General features: G+C 67.2%; 12 protein-coding genes. 7 read left to right on the top strand and 5 right to left on the bottom strand.

Going from position 1 to position 15,559, the window contains the following annotated elements; translation table 11 throughout:
* Nucleotides 1-16 precede the first annotated feature (16 nt).
* Nucleotides 17-2,422, bottom strand: a complete 2,406-nt coding sequence (locus tag AC5Y5B_RS12000) for an ATP-binding cassette domain-containing protein (RefSeq protein ID WP_500005403.1) — start codon at nt 2,420-2,422, stop codon at nt 17-19.
* Nucleotides 2,423-2,550: 128 nt separating this feature from the next.
* Nucleotides 2,551-3,039: a MarR family winged helix-turn-helix transcriptional regulator gene (locus AC5Y5B_RS12005; RefSeq protein WP_112635060.1), complete on the bottom strand. Its 489-nt coding sequence runs from the start codon at nt 3,037-3,039 to the stop codon at nt 2,551-2,553.
* 193 nt (nt 3,040-3,232) lie between these two features.
* On the opposite strand from AC5Y5B_RS12005, the gene AC5Y5B_RS12010 reads away from it, so the two are divergent.
* From AC5Y5B_RS12010 to AC5Y5B_RS12020, 3 genes are all read left to right on the top strand, one after another.
* Nucleotides 3,233-5,206: a DUF2232 domain-containing protein gene (locus tag AC5Y5B_RS12010; RefSeq protein ID WP_500005404.1), complete on the top strand. Its 1,974-nt coding sequence runs from the start codon at nt 3,233-3,235 to the stop codon at nt 5,204-5,206.
* The gene (locus tag AC5Y5B_RS12015) at nt 5,203-6,054 is read left to right on the top strand and encodes a CbiQ family ECF transporter T component (protein WP_500005405.1); all 852 of its coding nucleotides are present in this window, start codon (nt 5,203-5,205) and stop codon (nt 6,052-6,054) included. Before AC5Y5B_RS12010 ends, AC5Y5B_RS12015 begins: the two co-directional genes overlap by 4 nt.
* Before the next feature lie 100 nt (nt 6,055-6,154).
* Nucleotides 6,155-7,615: an amino acid permease gene (locus AC5Y5B_RS12020; RefSeq protein ID WP_500005406.1), complete on the top strand. Its 1,461-nt coding sequence runs from the start codon at nt 6,155-6,157 to the stop codon at nt 7,613-7,615.
* A gap of 3 nt (nt 7,616-7,618) precedes the next feature.
* Here the strand turns inward: AC5Y5B_RS12020 and AC5Y5B_RS12025 are convergent, their stop codons facing one another.
* From AC5Y5B_RS12025 to AC5Y5B_RS12035, 3 genes are read right to left on the bottom strand one after another with little or no spacing between them, the layout of a single operon-like run.
* Entirely contained in the window at nt 7,619-8,959 is a 1,341-nt protein-coding gene (locus AC5Y5B_RS12025) for an extracellular solute-binding protein (protein ID WP_500005407.1), read from the bottom strand.
* Nucleotides 8,956-9,780: a carbohydrate ABC transporter permease gene (locus AC5Y5B_RS12030; protein ID WP_500005408.1), complete on the bottom strand. Its 825-nt coding sequence runs from the start codon at nt 9,778-9,780 to the stop codon at nt 8,956-8,958. Before AC5Y5B_RS12030 ends, AC5Y5B_RS12025 begins: the two co-directional genes overlap by 4 nt.
* Entirely contained in the window at nt 9,767-10,651 is an 885-nt protein-coding gene (locus AC5Y5B_RS12035) for a carbohydrate ABC transporter permease (protein ID WP_500005409.1), read from the bottom strand. Before AC5Y5B_RS12035 ends, AC5Y5B_RS12030 begins: the two co-directional genes overlap by 14 nt.
* Before the next feature lie 58 nt (nt 10,652-10,709).
* On the opposite strand from AC5Y5B_RS12035, the gene AC5Y5B_RS12040 reads away from it, so the two are divergent.
* The 4 genes from AC5Y5B_RS12040 to AC5Y5B_RS12055 all read left to right on the top strand — a co-directional run bounded on the left by AC5Y5B_RS12040 (nt 10,710) and on the right by AC5Y5B_RS12055 (nt 15,266).
* Nucleotides 10,710-12,227 (top strand): TldD/PmbA family protein, encoded by a 1,518-nt coding sequence (locus AC5Y5B_RS12040; RefSeq protein WP_500005410.1) that lies wholly within the window; start codon nt 10,710-10,712, stop codon nt 12,225-12,227.
* The gene (locus tag AC5Y5B_RS12045) at nt 12,224-13,597 is read left to right on the top strand and encodes a metallopeptidase TldD-related protein (protein WP_500005411.1); all 1,374 of its coding nucleotides are present in this window, start codon (nt 12,224-12,226) and stop codon (nt 13,595-13,597) included. Before AC5Y5B_RS12040 ends, AC5Y5B_RS12045 begins: the two co-directional genes overlap by 4 nt.
* 40 nt (nt 13,598-13,637) lie before the next feature.
* On the top strand, nt 13,638-14,495 hold the full coding sequence (locus AC5Y5B_RS12050) for a carboxymuconolactone decarboxylase family protein (RefSeq protein ID WP_500005412.1): 858 nt from the start codon (nt 13,638-13,640) through the stop codon (nt 14,493-14,495).
* A 348-nt stretch (nt 14,496-14,843) separates the two neighbouring features.
* Nucleotides 14,844-15,266, top strand: coding sequence for a hypothetical protein (locus AC5Y5B_RS12055; RefSeq protein ID WP_500005413.1), 423 nt, complete (start codon nt 14,844-14,846; stop codon nt 15,264-15,266).
* The last annotated feature ends 293 nt before the right edge of the window (nt 15,267-15,559 follow it).

Below are 15,559 nucleotides of genomic sequence, written 5' to 3' on the forward strand. Positions count from 1 at the left end.
CGGCCGCGCATGCGGCTCAGCCTTGGCGGCGAGGGCCTTCCTGCGGCCCGCGATCGGGGGAGGGGGCGCGGCTTTCGCCGCGCGGTGACCGCAGCCGATACAGCGTGAACCCGGCGGCGATCACGCCGAACAGCACGAGCATCCCCATGTCGAACACCCACCAGCCGCTGTAGTGCGTCCAGGTCAGGGCGTCGGCCGCCAGCGGATCGACCCTGCGCAGGTTCGCGGTGGACGCCGTGGCCGCGAAACCCCACTGGGCCGGGACGAACCAGCTGATCTGCTGCAGGCCCCACATGCTCACCAGCTGCGCCAGGCTCCCGTTGAACAACGCAGCTGCCAGGATCACCGGGACCACCAGCGGCAGGACCTCGCGCGCGGACTTCCCCAGCGACGAGAGCGCCAGTCCGATGACCGCCGACACGATCGCGGTGACGGCCACGCTCACGTAGAGCTCGACCGTGGCGTCGTGCAGCAGGACCGCGCTGGGTCCCGGCCCGCCCTTGACCGCGATCACGATCGCGACCACGACGACCGTCCAGATGGCCGCGGCCAGGCCGTACACCGTGATCTTGGCGGTCAGGTACGCCGGCGCCGTGAGGCCGACCTCCTGCTCGCGCCGGAAGACGCGGTGTTCGCACACCAACGCGCGGATGGTCAGCGCCGTGCCGATGATCACCGCGGCGACGTTGAAGGCGGCCAGCAGCTCGATGGCCTCGTGCGGGTTGGTGTCGGTGGGGCCGGGCCTGGTCAGGCCCGAATCCCCCGGAATCAGCAACGCCAGCCCGGCCAGGACGAACGGCAGGACCGCCAGGAAGGCGAAGTAGAGGCGGTCGCCGAGCAGCAGGCGAACCTCGCGCCGGGCCAGCAACCGGATCTGCCGAGCCCTGGGCAGGGCGGGCGGCGGTGGCCATGGTGCCGCGACTTCCGGGGAAGCGGTCGGTGCCGACGTCGGCGGGCGGCTGCGGAACGCGCGGTGGGCTCCGTCGGGGTCGGCGCCGACCTGCGCGAGGACCCTGTTCCAGTCGGTGGTGCCCAGCGCGGATTCGACCTGCAGGGGCGTCCCCAGGTACGCCATCTGGCCGGTGCCGGTGAGCACCAACACCTGGTCGCAGACGTTGACGTCGGTGAGCGACGTGGACGACGAGATCGCGACCACCACGGCGCAGCCGACGTCTGCCTGGCGCCGCAGGACCGCCATGACGTGGCGTTGTTGCGCCGCATCGAGTCCGGCGGTGGGCTCGTCGACCACGAGCAGGCTGGGCCGGGTGACGAGCTCGACCGCCAGGGCGGCGCACCGGCGCACCTCGGAGGGGAGCTTGCGGATTCGGGTGTCCCGGTGGGGCGCCAGCTCGAGCTCGTCGAGGACTTGGCCGACGACGCGGTCGCGCTGCTCGGGCAGGGTGTCCGGGGGCAGGCGCAGCTCGGCGGCGTAGTCGAGGACTTGCGCGACGGTGAGCTGGCGGTGCAGGCGGTCGTTGCGCGGGACCACCCCGATGCGGGTCCGCATGACCTCAGGCTCGGCGTGGACGTCGTGTCCGTCCACCGTGACGCGCCCGGCGGTGGGTGCGCGCGCGCCGGCCAGCAGCGCCAGCAGCGCGGAATTACGCGCGGCCGACGGCCCGATGATCGCGGTCATGGTGCCGGGGCGGGCGGTGAACGAGATGCCCGACAGCGTCTGGTGCCCGTCGACCGTCAGCCCCAGCCGGTAGGCCGTCGCCCCGGTGGTGCGCGACGCCGTCTGCAGCGGCAGGCGATAGGTGGAGTCGGCTTCCTCGGTGCGGAACGAGGGGCGCTGGGCGCGCAGCTTGCTGGTCACCATGCGCTCGATCAGGCTCGGGTCCTTTTGTTGCTCCTGTTCCGCGGGCGGCGGAAGCGGTGGCCGAGCCGGGGGCGGCGGGGGCGGTGGAACCGCGGTCGGTGGCGGCGGGTAGGGCTGGGGCGGCCGCTGGGCCGGCGGCGGTGGCGGCGCCACTGCGGGCATGCGCCGGGTGGCGCTCTGGGTGGGCACCCGGGGGTCGGGCTCGTTCGGGCGACCCGGCTGCGGCGCGCCCTGCGGAACCGGCGGGTGTCCCGGTGGGGCGGGCGAGGGCGCGGTGTGAAAGACCAGCCGGGGCCCGCGCTGGGGATCCCCGATGCTGATGGCCAGACCGTCGTGGACCTCGACGGTCGGCATCCGGGTTGCGTTGACGAAAATGCCGCGGCGGCTCAGATCGATGGCCACCCAGACGGTTCCGGTGAACCGCACGATCACGTCCACCCGCGGTGCCGGGGGCGGTTGCGGCGGGTTGCCGAGACGCTCCAGCGGGATGTCACAACCCGGGCCGTAACCCACGATCACGTCGCGGCCTGGGGTGAACACATACCTCGTCGGTCCGGCCCATACGGTCAGCGAGGCCGGAAGGGCCGAAGCCTCGGTCGGCATGGCCGCCACCTTTCGTCACCGGTCAGCTCATTCGGTCTCGCCTGCGGGACTGCCCGCCCGTCAGGCGCCGGTCACCGCGCTCGCTTAAGTGTCTACCCCTGGTCGAGCGCCATCCAGCGTCGCGTCGTTCACAGCGGGTTGCGCCGGCCCGCCAGCGAGGTGGCCAGCGACGCGTCGTCGAGCAGCCGGCGCAGCACGTCGACCGCTTGCATCAGCACCTGACGGTCCGCGGAGTCGAGCAGCGCCAACTGCGGTTCGATCGCCGCGGCGCGGTCGGCCCGGACCGCGTTGAGCGTGCGCCTGCCCTCGGCCGTGATCCGGATCCGGACCGCACGCGCATCGCCCGGGTCGACCATACGGGTGACCAGGCCGGCCTCTTCGAGCCGGCGCACCTGCGTGGTCATCGTCGGTTGCGAGCAATGATCGACGGCGGCCAGGTCACCGATTCGGGCTTCCCCGTGGGCTTCGATGGTGGCCAGCAGCCTGGCCTGCGCTGCGGGCAAGGGCATCTGGATGCGCTGAGTGGCCAGCCGGTTGAGCCGCGCGACCACGGCGAGCAGATCGGCTCCCAGCCCCTGCGCTCCCTCGAGCTTTGCGGTATCGACGACATTGTCCATGTATCCATGGTTGCATAGCTTTGCTAAGCGAGGCCGAAACGACGACGCGTTTCGGTTCAGCCAGTGACGCCATGTGATACGGGAGTTAGTGCTGAGGGCTGGCAGAATCGATGAGGTGACTCCCCCTGGCCGCGCCCGTTTGCGGAAACGGGCTGGCCCCCTGCGACCGTCCGAGTTGGCGCAGGCGTCTGTGATGGGGGCGCTCTGCGCGGTCATCGCGATCATCGCCACGGTCATCCCGTTCGCTCAGGGGTTGGCCTTGCTGGGCACGGTACCCATGGCGCTATTGGCCTACCGGTACCGCCTTCGAGTACTTGTCGCCGCCACGGTTGCCGGTGGAATAATCACTTTTCTCATCGCAGGCATGGGAAGTCTCGTCGCGGTCCTCAACTGTGCCTACATCGGCGGCTTGACCGGATTCGTCAAACGCAAGCGGCGTGGCACGCCGACTGTGGTCGTCTCGTCTTTCGTCGCCGGAGTCGCGATCGCCGGCGTAACCGTCGCGATGCTGGCGGTGTTAACTCGGTTGCGACACTTGATCTTTCAGGTGATGACCGCGAACGTGGATGGCGCCGCATCGTTCTTGGTGCGGCTGCATCTGCAAGCTGTCGCCGCTGATGTACAGCGGGTTTTTGCCTACGGGTTGCACTACTGGGTGTGGTTGATGCTCGGCTACGTCATCTACGGAGTCATGATCTCATCGTTGATCGGCTGGTGGGTTCTGTCCCGGCTGTTGGAGCGCATGCACAGCATTCCCGATGTGCACAAACTGGATATGGCGGAAGGCGCCGGGGAGTCGGATGACCCGATCGGTCCGGTGCCTGTCCAGCTGGTCGACGTGCGGTTTCGTTACCCCGGCGCCAGCCAAGACGCCTTGCGTGAAATCAACCTGAACCTGGAGGCCGGCGAACACGTCGCGGTAATTGGCGCCAATGGTTCCGGGAAAACCACCTTGACGCTGATCCTGGCGGGCCGGCAGCCGACGTCGGGCGCCGTGCACCGCCCCGGCGCAGTGGGCCTGGGTATGGTCGGCGGCACGTCGCTGGTGCTCCAGCACCCGCAGACCCAGGTACTGGGCACCAGAGTTGCCGACGATGTGGTGTGGGGCCTGCCGCCGGGCACAAAGGTTGATGTGGATAAGTTGCTGGGCGAGGTCGGTCTTGCAGGATTCGGGGAACGCGACACCGGAAGCCTGTCTGGCGGGGAGCTGCAGCGTCTTGCGTTGGCCGCGGCAATCGCGCGAGAGCCATCACTGTTGATTGCCGACGAGTTCACCAGCATGATCGACCAGCCGGGCCGCGAACTTCTACTGGACGTGCTGTCCGCTCTTCCCGAGCGGCACCGAACCGCCCTGGTGCACATCACGCACTTTGACAACGAGGCTGCATCTGCGGATCGCACGGTCGACCTCAGCGGCTCGTCCGATAACACTGGCATGGTCGAGATCGCGCCGGCGCCAGTGCCGACCGTGGCCGTTGATCCAAGCTCGAGCCATGCCGTGATTGAAGTAGTCGGTGTCGGACACGAATACAACCGAGGTACTCCCTGGGCTAAGACCGCGCTGCGCGATATCACCTTCACGGTGGAACAGGGCGACGGGCTGTTGATCCACGGCGGCAATGGATCTGGCAAGTCGACGCTGGCGTGGATCATGGCCGGACTAACGGTGCCCACGACCGGCGCTTGTCTCATCGACGGCGAACCCGCCCACGCCCACGTCGGCGCCGTGGGCTTGTCGTTCCAGACCGCGAGGCTCCAGTTGATGCGCAGCCACGTGAACCTGGAACTGGCATCAGTGGCCGGCTTTTCATCGCGGGACCACGATCGGGTGGCCGCGGCTCTGGAGGCAGTAGGACTGGATCCCGCCTTGGGGAGTCGGCGTGTCGATCAACTCAGCGGTGGACAAATGCGCCGTGTAGTGCTGGCGGGGCTGTTGGCGTGTTCGCCTCGGGTGCTGATTCTCGATGAACCCCTGGCCGGGTTAGACGCCGCCAGTCAGCGTGGCTTGCTGCGAGTGCTCGCGCGCCTTCGCCGGAGAGGTCTGACGCTAGTGGTCATATCGCATGATTTCGTCGGGTTAAGTGAGGTTTGCCCACGAACCATCCATCTCAATAAGGGTGCACTGGAAACGGTTTCGACGACGGCCACGGCGGGCGGCCGCGCGTGAACACAACTGCTACTGCAGCGACCAGCTCGACTCGGCGCCGTTCCAGATCGGTCGTGATGCTGGTCCCGGTACCCGGTGATTCGGTTATCCACGATTTATGGGCCGGTACCAAACTGCTGGTTGTCTTTGGCGTTTCTGTGCTGCTGACGTTCTATCCGGGATGGGTCACAATCGGATTGGTGACCACGTTGCTGGCGGCAGCAGTGCGCATGGCGCGCATTCCACGTGGTGCGGTGCCGTCGATTCCCCGATGGCTCTGGGCGCTTCTCGTGTTGGGCTTCGTGACTGCGGCGCTGGCTGGCGGTGCTCCCACGATCACGGCGGGCGGCTTGAACGTCGGCCTCGGTGGAGCGTTGAACTTTCTAAGGATCACCGCGCTTTCGGTCGTACTGCTGGGCCTGGGAGCGATGGTGTCGTGGACGACTAACGTTGCCGAAATCGCGCCTGCTGTGGCGACACTCGGCAGGCCGCTAAAACTTCTGCGCATCCCGGTTGACGAGTGGGCGGTGGCATTAGCCCTTGCGCTGCGGGCCTTTCCGATGTTGCTCGACGAATTTCACGTGCTCTATGCCGCTCGTCTGCTGCGGCCCAACCGAATACCACAAGGGCGTAAGGCGCGGGTTCGGCAGCAGAGTCGGGGGATGATTGACCTGATGGCTGCTGCCATCGTCGTGAGTCTGCGCCGGGCTGACGAGATGGGCGATGCAATTACTGCCCGGGGCGGGATCGGGCAGCTATCCGCTAGCCCGGCACGGCCGAGACTGGCGGACTGGTTGACACTGGTGATCTCTGCTTTGGTCGGGGGCGCCGGAGCTGCGATCGAGACCCTGATGATGCACACGGGTTGATCCAGGGTGAGGCCTTGGCGCTGCGTGAGCAGATGACCGTTCGGCGCCGCGCCGCGACCGGCTGCTTCATAATCAGCTGATCCGGCCACAGGAGGGGCACTTGCCAGCCACGCCGATCAGCCTGATGGGGCAGATGCTCCGGCGGCGCCCGGTAGTGGGTGCACACGTCGCACACGGGGCCGCCGACCACCTCAAGCGCGGTATCGGAACCTTCCAGCTGACCATGTTCGGGGTCGGCTCGACGATCGGCACCGGCATCTTCTTCGTCATGTCGCAGGCCGTCCCCGAGGCCGGCCCGGGGGTGATCGTCTCCTTCCTCCTCGCCGGCATCGCCGCCGGCCTCGCGGCCCTCTGCTACGCCGAATTGGCGTCGGCGGTGCCGGTCTCGGGATCGTCGTATTCCTACGCGTACACCACCCTGGGGGAGGTCGTGGCCGTGGCCGTGGCGGCCTGCCTGCTCCTGGAATATGGCGTGGCGACCGCCGCGGTCGCGGTCAACTGGAGCGGCTACCTGAACAAGCTGCTGAGCAACGTCCTGGGATTTCAGCTGCCGCAAGCCATCTCGGCCGCGCCGTGGGATGCGCAACCCGGCTATCTGAATGTGCCCGCGGTCGTGTTGATCGTGATGTGTGCGCTGCTGCTCGTCCGCGGCGCCAGCGAATCGGCCAGGGTCAACGCGATCATGGTGATGATCAAACTCGGTGTGCTCGTCGTCTTCGGTGTCGTCGCTTTCACGGCTTTCGACGTGAGCCATCTGCGTGACTTCGCGCCCTTCGGTGTTTCCGGTATCGGGTCGGCGGCCGGCACCATCTTCTTCTCCTACATCGGCCTGGACGCGGTGTCCACCGCGGGTGACGAGGTGAAGAACCCGCAGAAGACCATGCCGCGCGCGCTGATCGGCGCTTTGCTGACGGTCACCGGCGTCTACGTCTTCGTGGCGCTGGCCGCGTTGGGGACACAGCCCTGGCAGAACTTCGCCGGCCAGCAGGAAGCCGGGCTCGCGACGATCCTTGACAACGTCACGCATGGCGGCTGGGCCGGCACCATTCTGGCTGCCGGCGCGGTCATTTCGATCTTCAGCGTCACACTGGTCACCATGTACGGGCTGACCCGCATCCTGTTCGCCATGGGCCGTGACGGGCTGCTGCCCGCGAGGTTCGCGACGGTGAACGCGCGCACCATGACACCGGTGAACAACACGGTGATCGTCGCCATCGTGGCCTCGGCCCTGGCCGCCTTCATTCCGCTGCAAAAGCTCGCGGACATGGTGTCGATCGGCACGCTCACCGCGTTCGTCGTCGTCTCCGTCGGGGTGATCGTGTTGCGGGTGCGCGAGCCCGACCTGCCACGGGGATTCAAGGTGCCGGGTTATCCCGTCACGCCGGTCCTTTCGGTGGCGGCCTGCGGGTACATCCTGGCGAGTTTGCACTGGTACACCTGGATCGCGTTCGGCGGCTGGGTGTCACTGGCGCTGGTCTTTTATTTCGTCTGGGGCCGCCACCACAGCGCGCTCAACGAGAACACCGTCGAGCGGTCATCGGAAGCGAGGCCCGGTGAATAGGTTTCACTGGCGCGCGGCGGCGTAGTTGGCCGCCGCCTGAGCCCGCTGTAGGGTCGTCGCGACATCACCGCGGCCCAAGAACATTTCGTCGAAGTACGGCTGCAAGGCATCGTTGCCGGCGGCAAACCCCGCACCGCCGGGGGCCGCGATGCGCGGACCGTTCAGCACGGCGAAGAAGGGCGTGACGTCCACACCCTTGTTGGCCCAGTACCGGAAGTACACAGGCTGCGCCGAGGACACCGCCGGGATGGCCGCACCGTAGCGGCCCAGATATTCGTTGCCCTGCTTGCTGCCCATCCAGGCCAGCACCCGGCGCACCGCGTCGGGATGCTTCGTCGCCGCGTTACCCGCCGCGGCAATGCCGTTGGTGACGCTCACCCGGCCGGCCGGCCCGGCGGGCATCATCGCCAGCCCCCAGTGGAAGCGGGCGTCGCGGGCCACCGGAGCCAGGTTGTAGGTGCCGGACTGAAACAGCGCCATCCTGCCGGCCAGGAACTGGTTGCGGGAGAAGTCGCCGTTGTCGTTGGTGTCGGCGGCGGGCGGCGCGACGTGGTCGCGGTTGATCAGGTCGACCAGATACCGAAAGGCCGCCACGGCAGCGGGGTTGGCGAACGCGAAGGTGTCGCCGCGCTGGAATACGCCGCCCGCCGATCCGATGTAATTCAGGTAGATGCCCTGTGGGTCGTTGGCCGCGTTGTACGCCCACTGCCGCACCCGTCCGGCATCGAAACGCGCTGTGTCACCGCGGTTTCCGTCGGCGTCGACGGTGAGCCTGCCCAGCAGCGGTCGCAGGGTGTCGCCGCCGTCGGGGCTCCACCGCAAGGTGTCCAGGTCGGCGGGCGCGACGCCGGCCGCCGCGAGCAGGTCCGCGTTGTAGTACAAGGCGATTCCCGCATCGGTCAGCTGCGGCACGCCCCACAGCGTGCCGTTGCGGGTGAATTGCTCGACGACCGGACGCTCCCAATCCGCGGCGGCGTGGGGCCCCAGCACTTCGCCCATGTTCAACAGGCGGCCGCTGTCGGCGTACGCCGCCAGGTAGGCGTTGGACAGCCAGAAGATGTCGTCGGCGCTGCCGCCGGCCACATCGGTGCGCAGGGTGTTGAAGTAGGTCGAGTAGGCCACCAGGTTCAGGTGCACGTCGATGTCGGGGTGCGCGCGGGTGAAGGCCTGGAACGATTCTCGATAGGCCGCGCCGATCTGATCGCCCCAGATCCGCACCGTGACGACGGTTTTGCCGCCGTGCGGCCGGCCGGAGTAATCGAGCAGCACCGCCGCCGCGGCCAGCAACACGGCGACGAGTGCGACGGCTCCCGCGACGAGGGTCGAAAAGCGGGGCCGGGTCACTTGAGTCCTGAGACGACGATCGACGCGACGATGTGGCGCTGGAACACGACGAACAGGGCGATCAGCGGGGCGATCGCGACGGTCGTCGCCGCCATCACCAACGTCCACTGGGAGTTGAACCGCGACTGCAGATCCGCGGTCGCGACGGTGAGCACCCGCCACTTGTGCCCGCTGGTGATCACCAACGGCCACATGAAGTTGTTCCACTGCGAGACCACCGTGATCAACGCCAGCGCGGCCAGGACCGGACGACTCGACGGGATCACCACGTGCACGATCACGTCCAACGTGTTGGCCCCGTCCAGACGGGCGGCGTTGATCAAGTCGTTCGGGATGATCCGGAAGTGCTCGCGCAGCAGGAAGATCGCGTACGGCGAGCCGAACATGAAGGGCAGCACCAACGCCCAGAACGTGTTGCGCAGACCGAGCTGGGCCATCATGAGGTACATCGGCACCACGGTGACCGTGCCGGGCACCATCAACGTCGCGATGTACACCCAGAACAGCGCGTCACGCCCGGGGAACCGCAACCGCGCAAAGGCGTATCCCGCGAGCACGGAAAAGGTCAACTGGCCCACCAGGATGACCGCCGTCATCAATGCGGTCACCGCGGCCGCCCGGCCGAATCCCGCTCCGGCGAGGTCGGCGAAATTGGACAGGGTGGGCGGTCGCGGCAGCTGCAACGGGGTGCCGGTGACGAATTGGTGCGCGGAGGTGAACGACGTCATCAATCCGAGGACGAAGGGAGCCAAGGTGATCAACGCACCCAGCGAAAGGCCGGCGTAGATCACCACATTGGCGGGTCGACTAGGTGAGGTCATAGCTGATCCGTCGCCGGAAATACAGATGCTGGACCAGGGTGACGCCGATCAGGATCACGAACAGCACCACGGCCATGACCGACGCCCGGCCGATGGCCGCCGAGCCGAACGCCTCGGCGTAGATGCGATGGGCCACCAGGTCGGTGCTGCCCGCCGGACCGCCGCCGGTCAGCGCGTACACCATGTCGAAAACCTGTGCGGTGCTGACGATCCCGGTCACCAGCACAAAGAATGTCGTCGGGCGCAGCATGGGCATGGTGATACGCCAGAACCGCTGCCACGCGGTGGCGCCGTCGGTGCGTGCGGCGGCATGGATCTCGTCGGGAATGGCCAGCAGTCCCGCCAGGAACGACAACGACACGTAGCCGACGTTGGTCCACACCACCACGGCCGACACGAGCGGCAGTGCGAAGCTGGGATCCGACAACCATTCGATGCTGTGTCCCAGCACGGTGCTCACCGCGCCATCGGTGGGGGCCAGGATCCACCGCCACAGCACCGCGATGGCCAGCGGAGCGCAAATCCACGGCAGCACATACAAGGTGCGAAACAGTCCGGTGCCGGGAAGCTGGCGGGCCAGCATGGTGGCGGCCAGCAGTCCCAGCGCGGTCTGCGCCGGCACCACGATGGCCACGAAGACGATCGTGACGATCAGGGAGTTGCCGAAGCCCGCGTCGGTCAGCACCGAACGCCAATTGGACAGGCCGACGAAGTGCAGCGGGCCGAGCAGATCCCATCGGCACAGGCTCAGCCAGAGCACCACCAGGATGGGCAGCAGCAGAAAGGCGAGCACGCCGAACAGGCTGGGCGCGAGCAACGCGTAGCCCAGCGCGGTGGATCGAGGGTGCGTCCCGCGTGCCGCGCCGGCCATGGGCTTATTAAAGCGGGCGCCGCCGCGGTTTGGGGGGAGCGGCCGTTACGGTGGAGCCGTGACACCGAACCGGGGGATCGATGCCGACTTCCTGGACCTGCCGCGCCACGACCTCGCCGAAGCCGCGCTCTCGGCGGCCAAGGCGGCCGGGGCCACGCACGCCGACCTGCGGGTTCACCGCATCGTCACCGAAATCATCCAGCTGCGCGACGGCGAGCTGGAGACCGCGGTGGTCAACCGTGAGGTGGGCCTGGCGGTGCGAGTGATCGTTGACGGCACCTGGGGATTCGCCTCGCACGCGGAGTTGGTGCCGTCGGTGGCCGCCGAGACCGCCCGCCGCGCGGTGCAGGTGGCCACCACGCTGGCGACGCTGAGCCGCGAGCGCGTCGAGTTGGCGCCCGAACCCGTCTATGCGGACGCGGCCTGGGTGTCGGACTATCGGATCGACCCGTTCGACATCTCGACCACCGACAAGATCGCCGTGCTGGAGGACTACTCCGGACGACTGCTGAGCGCCGACGGCATCAATCACGTGTCGGCGCTGCTGACGGCCGTCAAGGAGCAGACGTTCTACGCCGACACCTTCGGCTCGTCGATCACCCAGCAGCGGGTGCGGGTGCTGCCCTCGCTGGAGGCGGTGACCGTCGACCCCGCGGCCGGCAGTTTCGATTCCATGCGCACGCTGGCGCCGCCGATGGGGCGGGGCTGGGAGGTGCTGGTCGGCGACGAGGTGTGGAATTGGACCGACGAGCTGGCACAGCTGCCGTCGTTGCTGGCCGAAAAGATCAAGGCGCCCAGCGTCGTTCCCGGGCCCAAGGACCTGGTGATCGATCCGAGCAACCTGTGGCTGACGATTCACGAATCCATCGGCCACGCAACCGAATACGACCGCGCCATCGGTTACGAAGCCGCCTACGCCGGGACGTCGTTCGCCACGCCGGACAAGCTGGGCACCATGCGGTACGGGTCGCCGGTGATGAACGTGACCGCCGACCGCACGGTCGAATTCGGCTTGGCCACCATCGGTTACGACGACGAGGGGGTGGCCGCGCAAAGCTGGGACCTGGTGCGCGACGGGATCTTCACCGGTTATCAGCTCGACCGGGTCTTCGCGCGGCGCCTGGGGCAGCCGCGGTCCAACGGATGCTCGTATGCCGACTCGCCGCATCACGTGCCGATCCAGCGCATGGCCAACGTCTCGTTGCAGCCGGCGCCCGACGACATCAGCACCGACGACCTGATCGGGCGGGTCGAGGACGGCATTTACATCGTCGGCGACAAGTCGTGGTCAATCGACATGCAGCGCTACAACTTTCAATTCACCGGCCAGCGGTTCTTCCAGATTCGTGACGGCCGCCTCGACGGTCAACTGCGTGACGTCGCCTACCAGGCCACCACGACCGACTTCTGGAATTCGACGGAGGCCGTGGGTGGCCTGTCGACCTGGCGCCTGGGTGGGGCGTTCAACTGCGGCAAGGCCCAGCCCGGGCAGATCGCGGCGGTCAGCCACGGCTCCCCGTCGGCGTTGTTCCGCGGGGTCAACGTGCTCAACACCCGCACCGAGGGCGGCCGATGATCACTGCGCAGCATGTCGTCAGCATCGTGCTCGACGAGGCGGCCAAGCTCGGCCGCGCCGACGAGACCATGGTGCTGGTCACCGACAAGGTCGAGGCGACCCTGCGCTGGGCGGGCAATTCGATGACCACCAACGGGGTTTCGGTGAGTCGCAGCGTGACCGTGATTTCCGTGGTGCGTCGCGGGTCGTCCGCGCGCATCGGCACGGTGGTGTCCGCCGAGGCCGATCCGCGGGTGTTGCCGGGTCTGGTGGCGGCGTCGCAGGAGGCGGCCGGCGCGGCGCCGGAGGCGGGTGACGCCGCGCCGCTGCTCGGCGGCAGCGGGGTGCCCGCCGATTGGGACACGCCGGTGCCCGGCACCGGACCCCTGGTTTTCTCCGACGTGGCCGACTCGTTGAGCCGCGGCTTCCGCGGCCAGGATCGGCTGTATGGCTTTGCCCACCATAGTGTTTCGACGACGTTCCTGGCGTCGTCGACCGGCTTGCGGCGGCGCTTCACCCAGCCCACCGGTGCGGTGGAGATCAACGCCAAGCGCGGCGACGCCAGCGCCTGGGCGGGCGTCGGCACACCGGACTTCGTCGATGTGCCAACCGATTCGCTGCTCGAGCAGCTGTCGACGCGGCTGGGCTGGGCGGAGCGCAGCGTCGAATTGCCGGCCGGGCGTTACGAGACCATCATGCCGCCGTCGACGGTGGCCGACATGATGATCTACATGGCGTGGTCGATGGCCGGCCGTGGCGCGCAGGAGGGCCGGACCGCGTTTTCGGCGCCCGGCGGCGGAACCCGGGTGGGGGAGCGGCTCACCGACCTGCCGCTGACGTTGTTCTCCGATCCGATGGCGCCCGGCCTTGCCTGCACGCCGTTCGTCGCGGTGAGCAGTTCCTCGGAGACGGTGTCGGCGTTCGACAACGGCATGGAGATCGGCCAGTTGGACTGGATCCGCGACGGGGTGATCAACGCGTTGGCCTATCCGCGGGCCACGGCCGCCAAATACGACGCCGACGTCGCGGTGGCCGCCGACAACCTGGTGATGACCGGGGGAAGCGCCAGCCAGGACGACATGATCGCGGCCACCGAGCGTGGCCTGCTGCTGACGACGCTGTGGTATATCCGCGTCGTCGACCCCACCACCTTGTTGTTCACCGGGTTGACCCGCGACGGCGTCTATCTCATCGAGGACGGCCAGGTGACCGCAGCGGTCAACAACTTCCGGTTCAACGAAAGTCCGTTGGACCTGCTGCGACGGGCCACCGAGGCCGGCGTCAGCGAGAAGACCCTGCCGCGCGAATGGGGAGATTGGGCGACAAGGGCCGCGATGCCGTCGCTGCGGATACCGGACTTCCACATGTCCTCGGTGAGCCAGGCCCAGTAATTCATTGCCGCCGGGCGCCACGAGTTCTAGCGTGTGACGGATGGCGGCCCCGGTTTCGGTTCGAGAAGACCAGCTCACGCGGCTCGTGGCGTTGACTCCGGGCGACGGCCGCATCGCGGCACTGGTGCGCCGGGTGTGCGCGCAGACGATGTCGCTGCCACCGCTGCCCGCCAGCGTCGAGGTGGGCGAGCCCGCATCGGAGGCGGAGGCCGCCGTCGCGGAATTCGCCGAACAATTCAGCGCCGACGTCTCGTCGATCACCGCCGAGCAGCGATCCCGGTTGTGGAAGCACCTCGGGGAGGCCACCTTTGGTGTCGTCGTGCAGATGTACATCGCCGACTTCATCCCCAGGGTGCGGTCCGGACTGGAGGCGCTCGGCGTCGGTGCGCAATACCTGGGTTGGGTGGACGGCCCGATCAGCTGGGATCACTCCACCGACCCGTCGGATCCGGTGTTCAATGACTTTTTAATCGCGGTGGCGCGAATGCGTGCGCTCGATCCGGTCACCTCGGAATTGGTCCGATTACGCGGGGCGGCCCAACACAATTGCCGGTTGTGCAACTCGTTACGCGAGGGCGGCGCGCTCGATGCCGGCGGTTCGGAAACGCTGTACGACGAGATCGAGCGGTACGGATCGTCGAGTTTGCTCGACGACCGCGCTAAAGCAGCGCTGCGGTACACCGATGGGTTAATTTGGACCCCTGCGCACCTCGTCGCCGACGATGTCGTCGAGGTGCGCTCACGGTTCTCCGAGGCGGAGGCCATCGAGCTCACCTTCGACATCATGCGAAATGCCAGTAACAAGGTGGCCGTGTCATTGGGGGCCGACGCCCCCCGGGTGGAGAGCGGCACCGAGCGGTACTTGCTCGACGTGGACGGCCAGACGGTATTTAGCTGATATCCCCCGGCGGCGGCGCCGCTGGGATGGAGCCGCAACGCCCTTCGCTGTTGCACCGGCCGGCTCGGCCGGGCCAGGAGCACGAAATGTTAACCATTCGTACACGGACGCGCAAGCGTACGTTTCCGCTGTGTGCGGGGCTCATTCGCTAACTTAAGCGCGGTCACTGAGACTTATGTGAACAAATTTGTGACGGTAACGAGATGGCAGCGTGGCCCGAGCCGGATGGCCATGAATCGTGCGTCAGTGGCCCGCGGTCCGCGTGGTCTTCCGTGTCAGCTGTTCGCAGGATTTCTAGCTTGGGTGGCGTCGGAAACGATTGTGTTCGGCGCAGAGGGAGGTTCGGAAATGACCACCACCGGTACACGCTCGCGCACTCGAGTGGCATCGGTCTGGGCTGCCGGCGTCGCGCTGGCTGCCTCGATGCTCGGCGGCGCCGTGCTGTCAGCTCCGTTAGCCTCGGCTACCTGCAATTTGAGCCCGGCCGACGACCAGTACATCAAGCTGCTCGCGCAGAACAAGATGGTGCACAACGCCGACTACAGCGATTGCCACGAGGCCGCCGAAGGCCGTTGGTTCGCCGATCAGGTCCGGTCCAACCCCAATCCGTTCGGTGAGGGCCAAGAGCTGATCAACATGATCACCAGCACCACCCCGATGACTCAGGCGCAGGCGGAGTGGGAGGTCGAGTCGGCGATCTACGTCTACGCGCCCGAACTCATCCCCAAGATCAAAGACCAAGCCGCAAAGGCAAACTGGCCCGCCGAGTAGCGAGAGCGGTTGCCGCGCAACCCATCTGAATTTCCCAACGTAAACGGCCGCGAGGGCTTCGCCCTCCGGCCGTTTTCGTTGCTTGACCTGGCTAACTCGACAGCGTCGCGGGGAATGGCGTCGCCAAGACGACCGACGGGTTGTTTGCATCGGGATCAGCGCGTTATCTGTCTCGACCCGGATAGTTTCTCGCGCAGTAATTTTAGTTAGTTGCTGTTCACGCGCTGTTTGCGAGGATCGTCGTTTGTCGCTCTGATCGGCGGTGGTACCCAATCGTTGCCGCGAGAAAAAGC

Source organism: Mycobacterium sp. NGS33 (genome assembly GCF_059812885.1).

Bases quoted from the DNA above. Each gene is read 5' to 3' on its own strand.
- AC5Y5B_RS12000 (WP_500005403.1), bottom strand. From the start codon at position 2,422: ATGCCGACCGAGGCTTCGGCCCTTCCGGCCTCGCTGACCGTATGGGCC.
- AC5Y5B_RS12005 (WP_112635060.1), bottom strand. From the start codon at position 3,039: ATGGACAATGTCGTCGATACCGCAAAGCTCGAGGGAGCGCAGGGGCTG.
- AC5Y5B_RS12010 (WP_500005404.1), top strand. From the start codon at position 3,233: ATGGGGGCGCTCTGCGCGGTCATCGCGATCATCGCCACGGTCATCCCG.
- AC5Y5B_RS12030 (WP_500005408.1), bottom strand. From the start codon at position 9,780: ATGACCTCACCTAGTCGACCCGCCAATGTGGTGATCTACGCCGGCCTT.
- AC5Y5B_RS12035 (WP_500005409.1), bottom strand. From the start codon at position 10,651: ATGGCCGGCGCGGCACGCGGGACGCACCCTCGATCCACCGCGCTGGGC.
- AC5Y5B_RS12045 (WP_500005411.1), top strand. From the start codon at position 12,224: ATGATCACTGCGCAGCATGTCGTCAGCATCGTGCTCGACGAGGCGGCC.
- AC5Y5B_RS12050 (WP_500005412.1), top strand. From the start codon at position 13,638: ATGGCGGCCCCGGTTTCGGTTCGAGAAGACCAGCTCACGCGGCTCGTG.
- AC5Y5B_RS12055 (WP_500005413.1), top strand. From the start codon at position 14,844: ATGACCACCACCGGTACACGCTCGCGCACTCGAGTGGCATCGGTCTGG.